This window comes from Streptomyces nigrescens (assembly GCF_027626975.1).
Lineage (GTDB): Bacteria > Actinomycetota > Actinomycetes > Streptomycetales > Streptomycetaceae > Streptomyces > Streptomyces nigrescens.
On sequence record NZ_CP114203.1, the window covers coordinates 3656848 to 3674114 of the forward strand.

Sequence of the window (17267 nt, forward strand, 5' to 3'; positions counted from 1 at the left end):
GCCGCCGGGCGTCGGTCACTCCGTGCGGTGAGCGGTCAGGTCAGGTGCCGGCCGGGGGTGCCGGGCACGGCCGTCTCACCGGGCCGTCACTGCACCGCGCTGCCATCCACCCACTGCGACCAGTCCATGTTCCAGCCGTTCAGGCCGTTGTCCGGCTTGACGCTCTGGTCGGGGGAGTTGACGACGTCGACCACGTCACCGGTCCGCGAGTGGTCGAAGAACCAGGCGCCGTCCGTCTTGGAGTCCTTGGCGCCCTTGGCGTCCTCCAGGCCGATGCAGCCATGGCTGGTGTTGGCCTTGCCGAAGATGCCCTTGCCCCAGTAGTTGCCGTGGATGAAGGTGCCGGAGTCGGTCAGGCGCATCGCGTGCGGGACATCGGGGATGTCGTACTCGCCCTTGCCGTCGCGCTTCTTGAAGCCGACGGTCGAGCCGTTCATCCGGGTCTGCTTGAACCGCTCGGAGATGACCATCTTGCCGTTGTAGGTGGCGTTCTCCTTGCTGCCGGCGGAGATCGGGATGGTCTTGAGGGTCCGGCCGTCGCGCACCACGGTCATCGTGTGCGCCTTGGTGTCGACGGTGCTGATCTGCGAGTGGCCGACGTGGAAGCTGACGGTCTTGTTCTGGATGCCCTTGACGCCCGGCGAGGCCTCGACGCCGTCCAGGCCGAGCTCCAGGGTGACGTCGGAGTTCGCCTTCCAGTACTTCTCGGGGCGGAAGTCCAGCCGCTTGTCGTTGAACCAGTGGCCGACGACCTTCTGGTTGCTGCTCGACGCGACCTTGATCGCGGACTCGACGTCCGCCTTGTTCTCGACCGGCTTGTCGAACTTGATCGACACCGGCATTCCGACGCCGACGGTCGAGCCGTCCTCCGGCGTGAAGTTCCCGATGAAGCTGTTCGCCGGGGCGACGGTGGTGAAGCTGGAGTTCTCCACCGCAGTACGGCCCTGGGAGTCCACGGCGTGCGCGGTGACCCTGTACTTCGTCGAGCGGTCCAGGGGCTGGTTCGGCTTCCAGGAGCTGCCGTCGGCGGCGAACGTGCCGGCGACCGGCTCCTTGGACTCGGCCGAGGTCATGGCGACGTCGGTCAGTTGTCCGTCGCTGACCGTGACCTTCGCGTCACTGTTGAGGCCGGTGTCGGTGGCGCCGTCCTCCGGGAGGATCGTGATCCTGGCGTCGGAGGCGTCCTTCGCGGCCGCCTCGTCCACCTGCCGGCTGTTCTCGTGCCAGGTGGCGCCAGCACCGCCATCATCCCGGTCAGCCGCACTGCTGCCACCACACGCCGCAAGCGTGAGTACGCCCCCGAGCAGCGTGGCGCTGGCTATGAGGCCCTTCCGGCGCTTGCTGTCCGTTATCACACGCATCTCCATTGCTACCGATTTCGCACGATTCCCCGAGCGAGCAGCCAACTGAACGCTGGCTCATATGGACGCTGGCATTCCGGCCGACGCCATTTGAACGCCTTTTCCGTTTCGCCCGTTCCATGCGTCCACAAAGTGTGGGGAAGGCCACTTATTGCCCGGACCGGTCAGATTGCCCGGACCGGTCAGATTGCCCGGACCGGTCATACGGTGACATGGAGCGACGGTGCACCGGCCACGTAGTCGGCCCCCGCACGGCGGGCAGCCGTACGGGGGCCGTGGCCATCGGGGGTGCCGGTCAGCCCTCCCCGTCCGCGTCGTCTGCCAGATCCCACTCCGCCGCGTCCCACTCGGCATCCGGGTCGTAGTCGGTCAGCTCCTCGCTGCTCCAGGAGGCCTGTGCGAGTTCGGTGCCCGGCACCTTGGTGACGAGGTCGAACGGGTCGATCAGATGGGCCAGCGCCTCCGCCGGGTCCTCCCGGACCGTCTCCAGCGACTGTCTGCGCTCCTCGTCGGGCAGCGAGGGATCCCCGCTGATGTGATCGACGGCGGCGCCGGTCAGCCGGCGGGCGTCGGCGACCTCCATGATCAATTCGACATGAAGGCGCACAAAACGTGATGTCTCACCATTGCTCATAGCACGGAGGTTAGGCATGGAGGGCTCCTGACTTCCCCGCGACCCGCGGCGGTCACTAACATCTGCGGTCAACGGCCAATTTGCCGAACCCACAAGGGGGATCGCTTCCGTGACCGCACGACGACCACTGCTGACCGCCGCGGCCGCGGGATCGGTGCTGTTCGCCCTGTGGTTCGTGCCGTCCGCCCAGGCGACCGCGGGGCATGACGGAGCGACAGATTCCGCCCTGCGGGTGGCGTCCGCACCGGCCGCGCCGGGCCTGGCCGACCGCACGGCCGGCGGGGCTCAGGACACCGGCGGCCGCTCCACGACGGCCACCTCGGACGACCGCGGCACAGCGGGCGGCACCGGCACCGGCGTCGACACCGGGACCGGAACCGGAACCGAGGGTCCCGCCGGCACCCCGCACCTCCTCGCCGACACCGGCAGCCCGGACACCACGCCGTACGTGATCGGCGGCGCCGCCTGCCTCGCGCTCGGCGCCGGCCTGGTCGGCTACTCCGTCCACCGCACCCGCGACGAGGCCGTCTGAGACCGGACGGCGCCCCGGCGGCCGTCCGGGAGTGTCTCCCCTACGCCAGCGTGCCCGTGACCGACTCCACGGCCGCCACCAGCTTCCCGCCCCGTACGAACGCATACGCGCTCTCCAGGTCCGGCGCCAGGAAGCGGTCCTCGCCCGGCCCCTGGATGCCCGCGCCGCGCACCGCGTCCAATACGGCGCGGGTGGCCGGGGCCGGCGTCAGGCCCTCGCGCATCTCGATGGCGCGGGTCGCCGCATAGAGCTCGACGGCGATGATCCGGGTCAGGTTGTCGACCGCGGTGCGCAGCTTGCGCGCCGCCGACCAGCCCATCGAGACATGGTCCTCCTGCATCGCGGAGGACGGGATGGAGTCCACCGACGCCGGTGCGGCCAGCCGCTTCAGCTCGCTGACCAGCGCGGCCTGGGTGTACTGGGCGATCATCAGGCCGGAGTCGACGCCCGGGTCACCGGCCAGGAAGGCGGGCAGCCCGTGCGAACGGTTCTTGTCCAGCAGCCGGTCCGTACGGCGCTCCGCGATCGAACCGAGGTCGGCCGCGGCGATGGCCAGGAAGTCCAGGACGTAGGCGACCGGAGCGCCGTGGAAGTTGCCGTTGGACTCGACCCGGCCGTCCGGCAGCACCACCGGGTTGTCGACCGCGGCGGCCAGTTCGCGGTCCGCGACGAGCCGGGCGTGGCCGAGGGTGTCCCGGCCGGCGCCGGCGACCTGCGGGGCACAGCGGATGGAGTAGGCGTCCTGGACGCGCGGGGCGTCGTCCTGGTGGTGACCGGTGAAGCCCGAACCGGCCAGGACCTTGGCCATGTTGGCGGCCGAGGCGGCCTGCCCGGGGTGCGGGCGGATGGCGTGCAGCTCGGGCGCGAGGACCTTGTCCGTGCCGAGCAGCGCCTCCAGGGAGAGGGCCGCGGTGATGTCCGCCGAGGTGAACAGCCGGGCGAGGTCGGCGCAGGCCATCACGAGCATGCCGAGCATGCCGTCGGTGCCGTTGAGGAGGGCCAGACCCTCCTTCTCGCGCAGTTCGACGGGTTCGATGCCGTGCGCGGCCAGCAGCTCGGCGGCCGGCCGTACGACGCCGTCGGGGCCCTCCGCGTCACCCTCGCCCATCAGCGCCAGCGCGCAGTGCGAGAGCGGCGCCAGGTCGCCGGAGCAGCCGAGCGAGCCATATTCGTGGACGACGGGTGTGATGCCGGCGTTGAGGAGGGCGGCCATCGTCTCGACGACGAGCGGGCGGACGCCGGTGTGCCCGGAGGCGAGCGTCTTCAGCCGCAGGAACATCAGCGCGCGGACGACCTCCCGCTCGACCCGCGGGCCCATACCGGCCGCGTGCGAGCGGACGATGTTGCGCTGGAGCTGCACGCGCAGCTCGGGGCTGATGTGGCGGACGGCGAGGGCGCCGAAGCCGGTGGAGACGCCGTAGACGGGGTCGGGCTTGGCGGCGAGTTCGTCGATGAAGGCGCGGGAGGTGGCGACGGCCGCGAGGGCTTCCTCGGACAGCTCGATCCGGGCCGCGCCGCGAGCCACCGCGATGACGTCCTGTGCGGTCGTGCCGGACGTCCCCAGCACCACAGTGTGCATATCCATATTCAGGCACCCTAGAGACTGAATCGCCGGATGTCACCACCGGATTTCGGGATCACCCCTTACCCGGCATCCCGACGGACCGGTGGACAGGCACGGGCAGACCTCCTCACCTCCGGAAGCGCCGGCGCTCCGGCCCCGACCGCCGGTCGGGGGCGTCCGCGAGCCGGACGACCGGGTCGTCCTTGCCGCCGTGCCGCCCGGCGATCACCGGCTCGCCCGACCGCGCCGCCTTGGCCTTGTACTGCGCGGCGTCCGCGAGCCGGAAGAGCCGGCGGGCGCTGCGCACCGGGCCGATCGGATCGCCGGTCGAGGCGACCCCGACCGCGACCCCCTCGCCGAGGTCCAATTCCCCCGCCCGGTCGCACAGTTCACCGGCCACCTTGACCACCTCGTCGGCCGGCGGCCCCACCGCCAGCAGGCAGAACTCATCACCGCCGAGCCGGGCGACGAGCGTGCCCGGCAGCATCGCGCCGCACAGCGAGAGCACCGAGCCGAAGCGCTCCAGCAGACGGTCGCCGACCGCATGGCCGCGTGAGTCGTTCACCCGCTTCAGCCCGTTGAGGTCGCACACCACCAGGCTGACCACCACCTCGTCCCTGCGGTGCAGCTCCAGCGCCTCGTCCAGCCGCATATCGACGGCACGGCGGTTGGCCAGGCCGGTCAGCGCATCGGTGAAGGCCAGCCGGCGGGCCTCCGCCAGCCGCTCGGTCTGCGCGATCCCGGCGGCCGTCACGGCGGCGAGCACACTCGCGAAGTCGGCGTCGGCCCGGCCGAAGACCGGCTCCCCCGTACGCCGTGCGACATACAGCTCGCCCCAGGCCCGGCCGTGCAGCACGATCGGCGCGACCACACAGCAGCCACGGCCGCGGCGGCGCAGTGCGGCCATCCGCTGACGGTTGCCCCCGCCACCCCCGGCCGGCCCCTCCTCCGCCGTCCGGGGCGCCGGGCGGCCGTGCGGCCCCTCGGCGGTCTCCACCCAGGCACTGGGCTCGCCGCCGCCCGCCCACTGCTCGTGCAGAAAGCCGACGATCTCCGGGAACTCATGGACGGGGTAGCTCTCGTCGTCCGGGAACTCCTCCTCGCCCTCGGCGAGTTCGCCCGTGTTGACCAGCACCCGCAGCTTCCCCAGCTCGCGCTCCCATTTCGAGATCGCCGCGAAGGAGCCGCCCAGGGCCTGGCGCACCCCCAGCGCCGCGGCGTGCGCCGATTCGCGCGGCGTGTGCGCGGCCGCCATCGCCTGCGCCAGCTCCACCACGGCCCGCAGCCTCGCATCGCCCTCGCCCGTCACCGGATCCTCGCATTCCGTCACCGTGAGCACGCTCTGTACTACAGCGTAGGAATGTTTAACCCCTTTCGCCCCTTTCCGCGCGCGATCGACACCCGGGCGTTATGCGCGTCGTTCCTGGTCGGGGGGTCAAGGAGGGGATGCGGCCGAGATCATTACGGTGCGTGACGAGGCGGGGGCCCGCCGGAACGCACGGTGCGCAGGCGGCCGCCCCGCCTGTGCCCCTCCCGGTTCAATCCCCGGGGCCCCGATTCACTCCCCGGGCCACTCCGGATCCCGCTTCTCGTTGAAGGCCGCCACGCCCTCCGCCCGGTCCCCGGAGAAGGCCACACTGCGCCATGCGCCGTCCTCCACCTCCAGGCCGGCCCGCAGATCCAGTCCGTGCCCCAGCCGCATGGCGCGCTTGGCGGCCCGCAGGCCGACCGGCGAATTACGGGCGATCCGGGCCGCCAGCTCCAGCGCCTCGGCCCGGTCCTGTCCGTCCGCCGCCAGCTGGTCGACCAGCCCCAGCTCCACGGCCTCGGGCGCCGGCACCCGCCGCGCGGTGAACACCAGCTCGGCCGCCCGCGCCGCACCCACCCGGCGCGGCAGCAGCTGTGTGCCCCCGCCGCCCGGAATGACCCCCACCGACACCTCCGGCAGGCCGACCAGGGCCGTGCCGTCGGCGACGATCAGATCGCAGGCCAGCGCCAGCTCGAAGCCACCGCCGAGCGCGAAGCCGTGCACCGCGGCAATGGTGGGCATCGGCAGTTCCAGTACGCCCGTGTAGGCGGCGCGGGTGTGCGGGCGCTGGCGCATCAGGTCCGCGTCCGAGAAGGAGTTGCGCTCCTTGAGGTCGGCGCCCACGCAGAACGCCCGCTCATGGGTGGAGCTGAGGACCACCGCCCGTACGGAGCGGTCCGCGGCCAGCTCGGCGCAGGCCTGCGCCAGGCTGTCGGCCATGGCCGTCGACACGGCGTTCATGGCCTTGGGGCGGTCCATGATCAGCTCCGCCACGAAACCGTGCCGCTCGATGGCGACCCAGCCGTCCGCACCGAACCGTTGCCGTTGCATGCAGCCCTCCCTGTTAACGGCCGTTGACCTGACGTGGGGATCATGTCAGGTGGGGGCCCGGAGGAACAGGACGGGTTTCCGGCTGTGGACGGGCGGGACGCGGCCCGGTACCGGCCCGGTGCGGCCCGGTACCGGCCCGGTGCGGCCCGGGGACTACGGCGCCGTTCGGGCCGGGCAACCGCCCGCCGGTGACCGCCCGCCGAGAGGTTGCCCGGTGGCATGCGCGGTCGGCGACATGCCCTGCCGGCGCCTCGTCAGTCGCGGCGGCTCAGCAGCCAGGGCTCGACGACGCCCAGACCTCGCACCGGCCGCTGCCACATCGGCTGGAGGGCGAAGCGGTACGTCGGGGGCGGAGCGCCGGTGCCCTCCTCGGCCGCCTTCTCCGCCGCCGCGGCGTCGGCCTCGGAGACCGGAGCGTCGCCGATCCGGCCCAGCTCCTCGGCGAACGCCTGGTCCACCAGCACGGTGTCCTTCGGCGCTATCGACGTCAGGCGGCTGGCGAGGTTGACGGTCGTACCGAACACATCGCCCATCCGGGTCGTGACCGTGCCGAACGCGATGCCGACCCGCAGCTCCGGCATCGTCTCGTCGTGCGCCATCGTCTCGATCAGCCGCAGCCCGATCTCGGCGGCGATACCGGCGTCGTCGGCGGCGAAGAGGACCTCGTCACCGAGGGTCTTGATCAGCCGGCCACCGTGCGCGGCCACCAGGTCCGAGCAGGTGGTCTCGAACGCCTCCACCAGCTCGCCCAGTTCCTCCTCTTCCAGGCGGCGGGTCAGCCGGGTGAAGCCCACCAGGTCGGCGAAGCCGACGGCGAGGCGGCGGTCGACCATTTCGGCGTCGTCCTGGGCCCGGACGACCCGGCCGGTGGCGGCGGCGAGCTGGCGCCGCCAGACGTAGACGAGGAACTCCTCCAGCTCGGGGAGCAGCAGCTCGACCAGCGGATAGGTGATCTCCGTACGGGTCAGGCCGGAGTCCTGGGGCTCGGTGAGGCCCTCCAGGAAGGAATCGATCTGCCAGTCGGCCAGACGGGCGGTGGTCTGGCCCGTGGAACGGGCGACCTGGATGGCCATGGCCTCGCTGAGCAGACCGGCCTCGACGAGACCGGCGAGGCGGCGCAGGGCCAGCACATCGGCCTCGGTCAGGGCCTTGACCTGGCCGATGTCGGCGAAGCCCATGGCCCGCCAGAAGCGGGCTGCGAGATCCATGGAGACACCGGCGCCGCGGGCCGCCTGGAACGGCGTGTAGCGGCGGTCGGCGCCGAGGATGAGTTGTTCGAGGCGGACGGCGATGTTGTTCTCGTCGCCCTCGTCCCCGGCCCCTGGGGGGTCGCCGGCGGGGACGTCACGCACCGCATCGTCGTCGGTGTCCGTGTCGCGCGGGGTGGCGCCCGAGTCGTCGGCGGTCACCGGCCGCTCCCTGTCCGATCCCTGCGCACTGCCCTTCCGATCACTGCTCGCCGGTGGTCCGCTCCCTGGCGGACCGCCTCAACGATACGGCAGGTGTGCTCTGGCTCACTCTCACATGTCGGCTCTGACCAAGGAAGAGGCGGGGACACGTCGGCGCGGCGGGGGTCGTGGTACAGGGGTGGCCCGGGCGGACCGGAGGTGCGCGACCCGTCCGGCCTCACCGTTCCGGGGAATCCTCGCCGTCGGCCCGCCGGGACGCCGCGGCGCGCAGATGGATGATGTCGCCGGCGCCCACCGGATGCCGTACACCGTTCGCGGTGGCCAGGACCAGGCGGCCGTCACCGTCGATGGCCACTGCCTCGCCGGTGAGGTCGCTGCCGCCGGGGAGTTCGGCGCGTACGGAGCGGCCCAGGGTGGCGCAGCCCGCCGCATAGGTCTCCTGGAGGCGGCTGGCGCCGGGGTCGCCGACGGCGGACTGCCAGGTGGCGTACCACTCCTCCAGTGAGCGGAGCACGGCGCGCAGCAGCGGGTCGCGGTCCGTGGTGCGGGCGCCCGCCAGGGCCAGCGAGCCGGCGGTGGGCACGGGGAGTTCGCCGGCGGTGAGGGAGACGTTCAGGCCGATGCCGATGACGACGCCGGAGCCGGCCCGCTCGGCGAGGATGCCGCCCACCTTGCGCTCGCCGGTGCCGGGGGTCCCGTCCGGGCCCGCGGCACCGGCGTCCCCGGGGCAGCTGACCAGGATGTCGTTGGGCCACTTGAGGGACGTGTCGATACCGGCCGTCCGGGACAGGGCGGTTGCGGTGGCGACTCCGGCGAGCAGCGGGAGCCAGCCCCAGCGCTGCACGGGGACGTTGGGCGTGAGGTAGACGGAGAAGAAGAGGCCGGAGCGCGGGGGCGCCGACCAGCTGCGGTTGAGCCGGCCGCGGCCGGCGGACTGTTCCTCGGCCACCAGGACGGCGCCCTCCTCGGCCTTCCCCTCGGCCACCCGGGCCGCCAGGTCGGTGTTGGTGGAGCCGGTGGCGGGGACGACGTCCAGGGCGGTCCAGAGCGCGCCGGGGCGCACCAGGGCCCGGCGCAGTGCCGCGGCGTTCAGCGGGGGGCGGCTCAGGTCGCTCCAGCGGCCGGCATCTTTGTCCCGGTTTTCCGGTGGTTGAGGCGTCATGGGACCAGCCTAGGTGTGGTCAACGACGCAGTGCCGCTGAGCAGTCCCGCGGATACGCTACGAATCGGTAGCCAAACCCGTACCACCCTCAGTACGAGCACCAGTCCAGGACGAGCAGGAGCCGCATCCCGATGTCCGAGCCGGAAGCAAACATCCACACCACCGCGGGCAAATTGGCGGATCTGCAGCGACGGGTCGAAGAAGCCACGCATGCCGGTTCCGCCCGTGCAGTGGAAAAGCAGCATGCGAAGGGGAAGTTGACGGCGCGTGAGCGCATCGATCTGCTGCTGGACGAGGGCTCCTTCGTCGAGCTGGACGAGTTCGCGCGGCACCGGTCGACCAACTTCGGAATCGAGAAGAACCGGCCGTACGGGGACGGCGTCGTCACCGGTTACGGCACCGTCGACGGCCGGCCGATCTGCGTCTATTCGCAGGACTTCACGATCTTCGGCGGGTCGCTGGGCGAGGTCTACGGCGAGAAGATCGTCAAGGTGATGGACTTCGCGCTGAAGAACGGGTGCCCGGTCGTCGGGATCAATGACGGCGGCGGGGCCCGGATCCAGGAGGGCGTGGTCGCCCTCGGTCTGTTCGCGGAGATCTTCCGGCGCAATGTGCACGCGTCGGGTGTGGTGCCGCAGATCTCGCTGATCGTCGGCCCCTGTGCGGGCGGCGCGGTGTACTCCCCCGCCATCACCGACTTCACGGTCATGGTCGACCAGACCTCGCACATGTTCATCACCGGCCCCGACGTCATCAAGACGGTCACGGGTGAGGACGTCGGCTTCGAGGAGCTGGGGGGTGCGCGTACGCACAACACCACCTCGGGCGTGGCGCACCACATGGCGGGCGACGAGAAGGACGCCATCGACTACGTCAAGGGCCTGCTGTCCTACCTGCCGTCCAACAACCTCTCCGAACCGCCCGCCTTCCCGGAGGAAGCGGACCTGGAGACCTCGGACGTCGACCGCGAGCTGGACGCCCTGATCCCGGATTCGGCGAACCAGCCGTACGACATGCATGTCGCGATCGAGCACGTCCTGGACGACCACGAATTCCTGGAGACCCAGGCACTGTTCGCGCCGAACATCCTGACCGGCTTCGGGCGGGTCGAGGGCCATTCGGTGGGCATCGTCGCCAACCAGCCGATGCAGTTCGCCGGCTGCCTGGACATCAAGGCGAGCGAGAAGGCCGCGCGGTTCGTGCGGACCTGCGACGCCTACAACATCCCGGTGATCACCTTCGTGGACGTGCCCGGCTTCCTGCCGGGGACGGACCAGGAGTACGACGGGATCATCCGGCGCGGCGCCAAGCTGATCTTTGCGTACGCGGAGGCGACCGTCCCGCTGATCACGGTCATCACGCGCAAGGCGTTCGGCGGCGCGTACGACGTCATGGGCTCCAAGCACCTGGGTGCGGACCTCAACCTGGCCTGGCCGACCGCGCAGATCGCCGTCATGGGCGCACAGGGCGCGGTCAACATCCTGCACCGCCGCACGCTGGCCGCGATCGAGGACCCGGCCGCGCAGGACGAGCGGCGCCAGGAGCTGATCCAGGAGTACGAGGACACCCTGCTCAACCCGTACGTCGCGGCCGAGCGCGGCTATGTCGACGCGGTGATCATGCCGTCCGAGACGCGCCGGCACATCGTCCGCGGGCTGCGCACGCTGCGGAACAAGCGCGAGGCGCTGCCGCCGAAGAAGCACGGCAACATCCCGCTCTGACCGGCAGAACCAGCGGAACCAGCGAAGGGAGCCGTTCTCGATGATCAAGGTCGTACGGGGCAATCCGACCCCTGAGGAGCTGGCCGCCGCACTGGCGGTGGTCCAGGCCCGCGCGGCGGCCGCCGCTGCCGTCGCGCCCGGAAAGAAGGACCGCGGCACCGAGTGGTCGGACCCCGCGTCCACGGTTCCGGCGCGGGCCCGTATGCCGCATCCGGGGCCGCGGGCGTGGCGGACGAGTTACTGGCCGCATTGACCGGTTGGCATCGGGTGGCCGTCGGGGCCACCGGGTCGGTGCATAGTGCATTGACTAGTCCCTTGCACCGTGGCGCCTGAGTACGCGTACTCAGGCGCCACAGGTCGTCATGGGCACAGGATCGATACATGCTGTGGTCAGATCCGCCCGATGAGCCTCCTGAGGAGCTGCGCGATGTGCAGGCCAAGCTCCGCCGGATGGGCATCGTGCTGGCCGTGGCCGCGGTGGTGCTGATGGTCCTGCTCGCGGGGAAATAGCCGCTCCCGTACGCGGCGGCATCGCTGTTCCCGCGTACGGAGAGGCAACGCTCACACTTCCCGACCGCAACCGCCTCCGCCGATTTCGTGTCTTTTCCTCTCGACAGCGCAATTCGGGCTTTCGGCCGCCCGGGCGGCAGCCGGACGGGAGTGGGAGAGCGATGAACAGGCCGCTGAGGCATATAGCCGTCTTCTGCGGGGTGCTGGTGCTCGCACTGCTGGTCCGCGTGACATGGGTCCAGTTCGTGCAGGGCGAGGAACTCTCCAACGACCCGAACAACCGCCGCGTCAAGATCGAGGCGTTCTCCTACCCGCGCGGCAACATCATCGTCGGCGGCAAGCCGGTCACCGGCTCGGTGGCCACCTCCGGTGACTTCAAGTACAAGCGGACCTACAAGAACGGCCCGATGTACGCACCGGTCACCGGGTTCGCCTCACAGGCCCAGGGGACGTCCTTCCTGGAGGGCATCTACAACAAGGTGCTCAGCGGCAAGGACGACCGGCTCGCCCTCAAGAACGCCAAGGACATCCTGACCGGCGAGAAGCCGCGCGGCGGCGATGTGATCACCACCATCGACCCCAAGGCCCAGAAGGCCGCGTACAAGGGTCTGACCGACCTCAACGCCAAGGGTGCGGTGGTCGCGCTCGACCCGCGCGACGGCCGGGTCCTCGCGCTCGCCTCCACCCCCTCCTACGACCCGTCGCTCTTCACCGGCATCTCCAACGCCGAGGGCCGGAAGTTCAAGGAGCTGGACGCCGACAAGTCCAAGCCGCTGAGCAACCGGGCGCTGCGCGAGACCTACGCCCCCGGCTCCACCTTCAAGATCCTCACCGCGGCGGCCGCCCTGGAGCACGGTGTGGTCTCCGACATCAACGCGTCCTCGGGGGCGCCCGCTCCGTACCAGCTGCCGCAGAGCACCACGAAGGTCGGGAACGATGTCGCGGGCGCGCCCTGTGACAAGGCCTCGCTGAAGACCGGTATGCAGTGGTCGTGCAACAACGTCTTCCTCGACGCCGCGCTGAAGGTCGGCAAGGACAAGATGCGCGAGACCGCCGAGAAGTTCGGCTTCAACGACAATGTCTACGACGAGGACCTCGGGGACCTGCTGGCCACCAAGAGCCTCTACCCGGCGAAGCTCGACAAGCCGCAGACCGCGCTGACCGGTATGGGCCAGGGCAGCCTCACCAGCACGCCGATGCAGATGGCGATGGTGGCCGCCGGCCTCGCCAACGACGGCAAGGTGATGATGCCGCACCTCGTCGACGAGGTGCGCGGCTCCGACCTGTCGACGATCGAGAAGACCGAGCCGAAGATGATGTCCCAGGCCGTCTCCGCCGACACCGCGAAGAAGGTGCAGGAGATGATGGAGTACACCGTCAACGAGGGCACCGCCGAGAAGGCCGCGATCGACGGGGTGACCGTCGGCGGCAAGACCGGCACCGCCCAGCACGGCACGAACGTCAACGACGAGCGCCCCTACGCCTGGTTCGTCTCCTACGCCAAGCAGAGCGACGGCAGCTCCCCGGTCGCGGTCGCCGTCTTCGTCGACCCCAAGGACATGAACATCCCCCGGGAGGAGATCGCCGGCGGCAAGCTGGGCGGGCCGATCGCGAAGTCGGTCATGGAGGCCGTGCTCAAGAAGTAGTCCGGGCGGAGCCCCGGCGACCGGGGCTCCGTACGATGGCGGGCATGACCGAAGAGTCCCGCCCCCGCCGTCTCGTCCTCGCCTCCCAGTCCCCCGCCCGGCTGGCCCTGCTGCGCCAGGCCGGGCTGGCCCCCGAGGTCATCGTCAGCGGCGTCGACGAGGAGGCGCTCACCGCTGCCACGCCCGGTGAGCTGGCCCGGGTGCTGGCCGAGGCGAAGGCCGAGGTGGTCGCCGCCCGCCCGGAGGCCGCCGGCGCCCTGGTCGTCGGCTGTGACTCGGTCCTGGAGCTGGACGGGCGGGCGCTCGGCAAGCCCGCCGACGCCGAGGACGCCACCGCCCGCTGGAAGTCCATGCGCGGCCGCTCCGGCATCCTGCAGACCGGCCACTGCGTCATCGACACCGCGAACGGCCGCCGGGTGGCCGCGACCGCCTCGACCACGGTCCGGTTCGGCGAGCCGACCGACGTGGAGATCGCCGCCTATGTCGAGAGCGGCGAACCGCTCTTCGTCGCCGGCGCCTTCACCCTCGACGGCCGCTCCGCCCCCTTCATCGACGGCATCGACGGCGACCCCGGCAATGTCATCGGCCTCTCCCTGCCGCTGCTGCGCCGGCTGCTCGCCGACCTGGACGTCGCGATCACCGACCTGTGGACCTGATTGGCGCCCCCGGCGCCGGACGTCCCACGCCGCGGTAAAGCCGGGGACGCGTCGGCGTCCCGCGCCTACGCTGCCCGCATGGCAACAGTTGTCGAGCTGATCAGCTACCCCGTCAAGGGCTGCGCCGGCGTCCCCGCGGCCGAGGCGGAACTCACCCCGGCCGGCCTCCCCCACGACCGCAGTTTCCTGGTCGTCGGCCCCGGAGGCGTCTTCCGCAGCCAGCGCACGGACCCCCGGCTGGCGGTGATCCGGCCGGAGGTCGGCGCCGACGGGACGCACCTCACCCTGCACGCGCCGGACAGGGACCCGCTCCGCCTGGACATCGACCTCGGCACCGGCTCGACGGTCCGGTCCGAGGTCGAGATGTTCGGTCAGCCGTACCGCGCGGTCGACCAGGGGGACCGCGTGGCCGGATGGCTGTCCGAGGCGCTGGGCGCCGAGAGCCGGCTGGTGCGGGTACCGCCGGAGCACGACCGGGTGACCGACGGGCTCACCCCCGGCACCTCCGGCTTCGCCGACAGCAGCGCGATGCACGTCCTCTCCCTGGCCTCCTTCGACGACCTCAACCGCCGGATCGCCGCCGCCGGCCGCCCGCCGGTCCCGATGGACCGCTTCCGGCCCAACCTCGTGGTGGACGGCTGGGACACCCCGCAGACCGAGGACCGGGTACGACGGGTCACGGTCGGCGGCGGCGAGCTGGGCTTCACCAAGCTCGCCGTCCGCTGCGCGGTCACCCTCGTCGACCAGCGGACGGGCGGCAAGGCGGGCCCCGAGCCGCTGCGCACACTCGCCTCGTACCGGCGGGTGCCCGAGGGCGGGGTGGCGTTCGGATCGAAGTTCTCGGTGCTGGCGACCGGGAAGGTGACGGTGGGCGACGCATTCGAGGTCACCGAGTGGGGAACCGATTGATCCGAAACGACTCGATCGCCCCGATCGACACCATCGTGAGGAGTCCGCACCATGCCGAAGATCCTGATCGTCGCCGGTGACGCCACCGAGGACCTGGAGTTCTTCTACCCCTACCAGCGGCTGCTGGAGGAGGGGTACGAGCCCCGGATCGCGGCCCCCTCCCGCAAGAAGCTCCAGTTCGTCGTCCATGACTTCGTCGACAACTTCGACACCTACGTGGAGCGCGAGGGCCACTCCTGGCCGTCCGACCTCGCCCTGTCCGAGGTCGATCCGGCCGACTACGCGGCGCTGGTGCTCCCCGGCGGCCGGGCACCCGAATACCTCCGCAACGACGCCGACTACCGACGCGTCGTCACCCACTTCTTCGACGCCGACAAGCCCGTCGCCCACATCTGCCACGCGGCCATCTCCCTGGCCCCGCTGGGCGTCCTCAAGGGCCGCCGCACCTCCGCCTACCCGGCCTGCGCACCGGACGTGGAGATGGGCGGCGGCACCTTCGTCGACGGCGCGGCGGTGGTCGACGGCAAGGTCGTCTCGGCCCGCGCCTGGAACGACCACCCCGAGTGGATGCGCGCGTTCCTGGAGGTGCTGCGGGAGCATGCGCCGGTGAAGTAGGGGGGCGGGGGCGGGCGGCGGCGCCGGACGGGGCGTCAGAACACCGGCAGGACGTAGAGCGATGCGTCACTCAGGACGAAGACGCGGTTGCCGTCGGCCGCCAGGGTCTGGCGGTCGCCCCCCACCGTGTGCGTCGCGACCTGCCGGCCGTCCTCCTGGTTCACCGCGGTGACGTCGCCCGCTTCGTCATCCGCGATCATCCACAGGCCGTTCCCCTGGCGGATCACCGGGGTGTAGACATTGGACCTGCCGCGGAGCCCGGACACGTAATGGCCGTCGCTGGGATGCCACTTGGCGGAGTATGCGGGTTCGCCGGGGTAGCCCTCGTGCGTGGCGTAGAGGGCGTCCGCCGTGGCGGTCACCGGGCCCCACTCGGCGTAGGGCGGCTTGCCCTTCAAGTGGATCGGCAGGGTGCGCCTGCGGACCGTCCACAGCTCCTTGCCATCGGTGATCCTCCGGGCCGTCATCGACTTGCCGTGGAGGTAGACGGTGCTGCCGTGACAGGCCGGGCGGATGATGGTGTCGGACTGGCCGCGCAGGTCCCAGGCCCGGCGGCCGTCCGCGGTGCGCACGGCGAGGACATTGCCGTCGTAGGTGCCCAGAACGAGCCGGCCATGGGCGATGACACCCGGCAGGTTCGCCTTGCGGAAGGGCTTGTCGAGGGGCACGGTCCAGCGGACCTTGGCGTCGGAACGGCCGACGGCGCGCAGCCGGTCGTCCTTCGTCAGCACGTAGACGGCCGTGTCGTCGGCGGCCAGCACGGCCTCGGCGCCGACCGCGGCGGTCCACCGAGGCTCCCCCGTGGAGGGGACGAAGGTGCGCAGCGTCCCCTTGGCGTCGACGGCCACGAGCAGCCGGTCCGAGAGGGACACATAGCGGCCGCCGGCCTTGATGCCGGGGGCGGCCCAACGCCGTTTGCCGTCCACGACGTTGTGGGCGGCGATCCCGCCACCGCGGACGCCGAAGACGACGACGTCCCGGACGGGCAGGGGGGCCGGGGTGTTGTGGGCGAGGTGGTGCACGGCCCACAGCACGTTCAGCGACCCGCCGACGACGAGGTCGCCGTTGTCCATGTTCAGCAGGTGCGCCGTGGGCGTCTTGACGGCGGGCGGGTAGGCGAAGAGGTCGACCTTTTTCTCGGTCGGCTTCGGCGGCCGCGGCCACCAGGCGGCGGCCGCCCCGCCGCCCGCGGCGAGCACCACCCCGCCCGCCGCCAGACCGGTGAGCAGCCGGCGGCGGGAGACCTGCCCGGGGGCCGTCGCTCCGTTGACCGCGGTGGTCAGCTCGTGGATGCCGCTCTCCCGCTCCTTGATCGCCTGGCTCACCGGGCCGCGCCGCCAGGCCCGTTCGGCGCCGCGCGGTGGTGCGAAGGCGGCGGCGATCCGGTCGGGCGTGGGGCGGACGGCCGGGTCCTTGGCCAGCAGGGGGAGGATGAGCGGGCGCAGCGCCTCCGGGACACCGGTCAGATCGGGCTCGTCGTGCACCACCTTGTACTGGAGGGCGGCGATATGACCGCCGTCGAAGGCCCGCCGTCCACTGGCCGCGTGCACGAGGACGGCGCCGAGCGAGAAGACGTCGGCGGGGGCCGCGACCCGGCGGCCCAGGACCTGTTCGGGGGCGCCGTAGCCGGGGGTGACCGGGACCTGTCCGGTGGTGGTCAGGGTCAGGCCGTGTTCGGGGCGGGCGATGCCGAAGTCGATGACGCGCGGACCGTCCGAGGTCAGGACGATGTTCGGCGGTTTGAGGTCGCGGTGGATCAGGCCGGTGGCATGGATGTCCGCGAGGGTGTGCGCGAGCGACGCGGCGAGGGCGCGTACGGCGGGCTCGTCGAACGGGCCGTATGCCTCGACGGCCTCGTCGAGGGTCGGACCGGCCAGGAACTCGGTGGCGATCCACGGGCGTCCGCCCTCGGTGTCCGTGCCCAGCACCCGGGCCACGCCCTTGCCGGTCACGGCCGTCGCCGCCTGCGCCTCCCGGACGAAGCGGCGGGCGAGGTTCTCCTCGCCGGTGAGCTCGGGCCGGAGGACCTTGACCGCGGCGACGGTGCCTTCGGTGTCCTGGCCGACGTAGACCTTGCCCATACCGCCCTCGCCGAGCACGCCGAGCAGGCGGTACGGACCGAGGCGGAGCGGGTCGCCGGTGCCGAGCGGTTTCATGGACGGTGTCCTTCTGGCGAGTTCGCGGCCGGT

At 71.4% G+C, this 17267-nt stretch carries 16 protein-coding genes; 8 read left to right on the forward strand and 8 right to left on the reverse strand.

Annotated elements, in window-relative coordinates:
• Window positions 1-86: 86 nt before the first annotated feature.
• Window positions 87-1352 (reverse strand): L,D-transpeptidase, encoded by a 1266-nt coding sequence (locus tag STRNI_RS16315; protein ID WP_277413260.1) that lies wholly within the window; start codon window positions 1350-1352, stop codon window positions 87-89.
• A 304-nt stretch (window positions 1353-1656) separates the two neighbouring features.
• Window positions 1657-1995, reverse strand: a complete 339-nt coding sequence (locus STRNI_RS16320; RefSeq protein WP_037741384.1) for a hypothetical protein — start codon at window positions 1993-1995, stop codon at window positions 1657-1659.
• 109 nt (window positions 1996-2104) lie between these two features.
• On the opposite strand from STRNI_RS16320, the gene STRNI_RS16325 reads away from it, so the two are divergent.
• The gene (locus STRNI_RS16325; RefSeq protein ID WP_159486467.1) at window positions 2105-2527 is read left to right on the forward strand and encodes a hypothetical protein; all 423 of its coding nucleotides are present in this window, start codon (window positions 2105-2107) and stop codon (window positions 2525-2527) included.
• A gap of 40 nt (window positions 2528-2567) precedes the next feature.
• Here the strand turns inward: STRNI_RS16325 and hutH are convergent, their stop codons facing one another.
• From hutH to STRNI_RS16350, 5 genes are all read right to left on the reverse strand, one after another.
• Window positions 2568-4112 carry a histidine ammonia-lyase gene (gene hutH, locus STRNI_RS16330; RefSeq protein WP_159486469.1) on the reverse strand — a complete coding sequence of 515 codons (1545 nt, stop codon included), beginning with the start codon at window positions 4110-4112 and terminating at the stop codon, window positions 2568-2570.
• A gap of 106 nt (window positions 4113-4218) precedes the next feature.
• Window positions 4219-5346 (reverse strand): GGDEF domain-containing protein, encoded by a 1128-nt coding sequence (locus tag STRNI_RS16335; protein ID WP_051104110.1) that lies wholly within the window; start codon window positions 5344-5346, stop codon window positions 4219-4221.
• A gap of 303 nt (window positions 5347-5649) precedes the next feature.
• Window positions 5650-6450, reverse strand: coding sequence for an enoyl-CoA hydratase/isomerase family protein (locus STRNI_RS16340; RefSeq protein ID WP_277411481.1), 801 nt, complete (start codon window positions 6448-6450; stop codon window positions 5650-5652).
• 254 nt (window positions 6451-6704) lie between these two features.
• Entirely contained in the window at window positions 6705-7859 is a 1155-nt protein-coding gene (locus STRNI_RS16345) for an adenylate/guanylate cyclase domain-containing protein (protein WP_018089235.1), read from the reverse strand.
• Between the two features lie 217 nt (window positions 7860-8076).
• Complete coding sequence (locus tag STRNI_RS16350; RefSeq protein ID WP_018089234.1) at window positions 8077-9021, reverse strand: biotin--[acetyl-CoA-carboxylase] ligase; 945 nt, start codon at window positions 9019-9021, stop codon at window positions 8077-8079.
• 131 nt (window positions 9022-9152) lie between these two features.
• On the opposite strand from STRNI_RS16350, the gene STRNI_RS16355 reads away from it, so the two are divergent.
• From STRNI_RS16355 to STRNI_RS16385, 7 genes are all read left to right on the forward strand, one after another.
• A complete protein-coding gene (locus STRNI_RS16355) occupies window positions 9153-10742 on the forward strand; it encodes an acyl-CoA carboxylase subunit beta (RefSeq protein ID WP_018089233.1) in 1590 nt (529 codons plus the stop codon).
• A gap of 40 nt (window positions 10743-10782) precedes the next feature.
• Complete coding sequence (locus tag STRNI_RS16360) at window positions 10783-10995, forward strand: acyl-CoA carboxylase epsilon subunit (RefSeq protein WP_018089232.1); 213 nt, start codon at window positions 10783-10785, stop codon at window positions 10993-10995.
• Window positions 10996-11123: 128 nt separating this feature from the next.
• Window positions 11124-11252, forward strand: a complete 129-nt coding sequence (gene mmpB, locus STRNI_RS16365) for a morphogenic membrane protein MmpB (RefSeq protein ID WP_018089231.1) — start codon at window positions 11124-11126, stop codon at window positions 11250-11252.
• A 161-nt stretch (window positions 11253-11413) separates the two neighbouring features.
• On the forward strand, window positions 11414-12898 hold the full coding sequence (locus tag STRNI_RS16370) for a peptidoglycan D,D-transpeptidase FtsI family protein (RefSeq protein WP_277411482.1): 1485 nt from the start codon (window positions 11414-11416) through the stop codon (window positions 12896-12898).
• A 44-nt stretch (window positions 12899-12942) separates the two neighbouring features.
• Window positions 12943-13554: a nucleoside triphosphate pyrophosphatase gene (locus STRNI_RS16375; protein WP_026169556.1), complete on the forward strand. Its 612-nt coding sequence runs from the start codon at window positions 12943-12945 to the stop codon at window positions 13552-13554.
• A gap of 78 nt (window positions 13555-13632) precedes the next feature.
• Window positions 13633-14463, forward strand: a complete 831-nt coding sequence (locus STRNI_RS16380) for an MOSC domain-containing protein (RefSeq protein WP_277411483.1) — start codon at window positions 13633-13635, stop codon at window positions 14461-14463.
• A 51-nt stretch (window positions 14464-14514) separates the two neighbouring features.
• Window positions 14515-15078 carry a DJ-1/PfpI family protein gene (locus STRNI_RS16385; protein ID WP_018089227.1) on the forward strand — a complete coding sequence of 188 codons (564 nt, stop codon included), beginning with the start codon at window positions 14515-14517 and terminating at the stop codon, window positions 15076-15078.
• A gap of 35 nt (window positions 15079-15113) precedes the next feature.
• Here the strand turns inward: STRNI_RS16385 and STRNI_RS16390 are convergent, their stop codons facing one another.
• Window positions 15114-17234, reverse strand: a complete 2121-nt coding sequence (locus STRNI_RS16390; protein WP_159486475.1) for a protein kinase domain-containing protein — start codon at window positions 17232-17234, stop codon at window positions 15114-15116.
• Window positions 17235-17267: the final 33 nt, after the last annotated feature.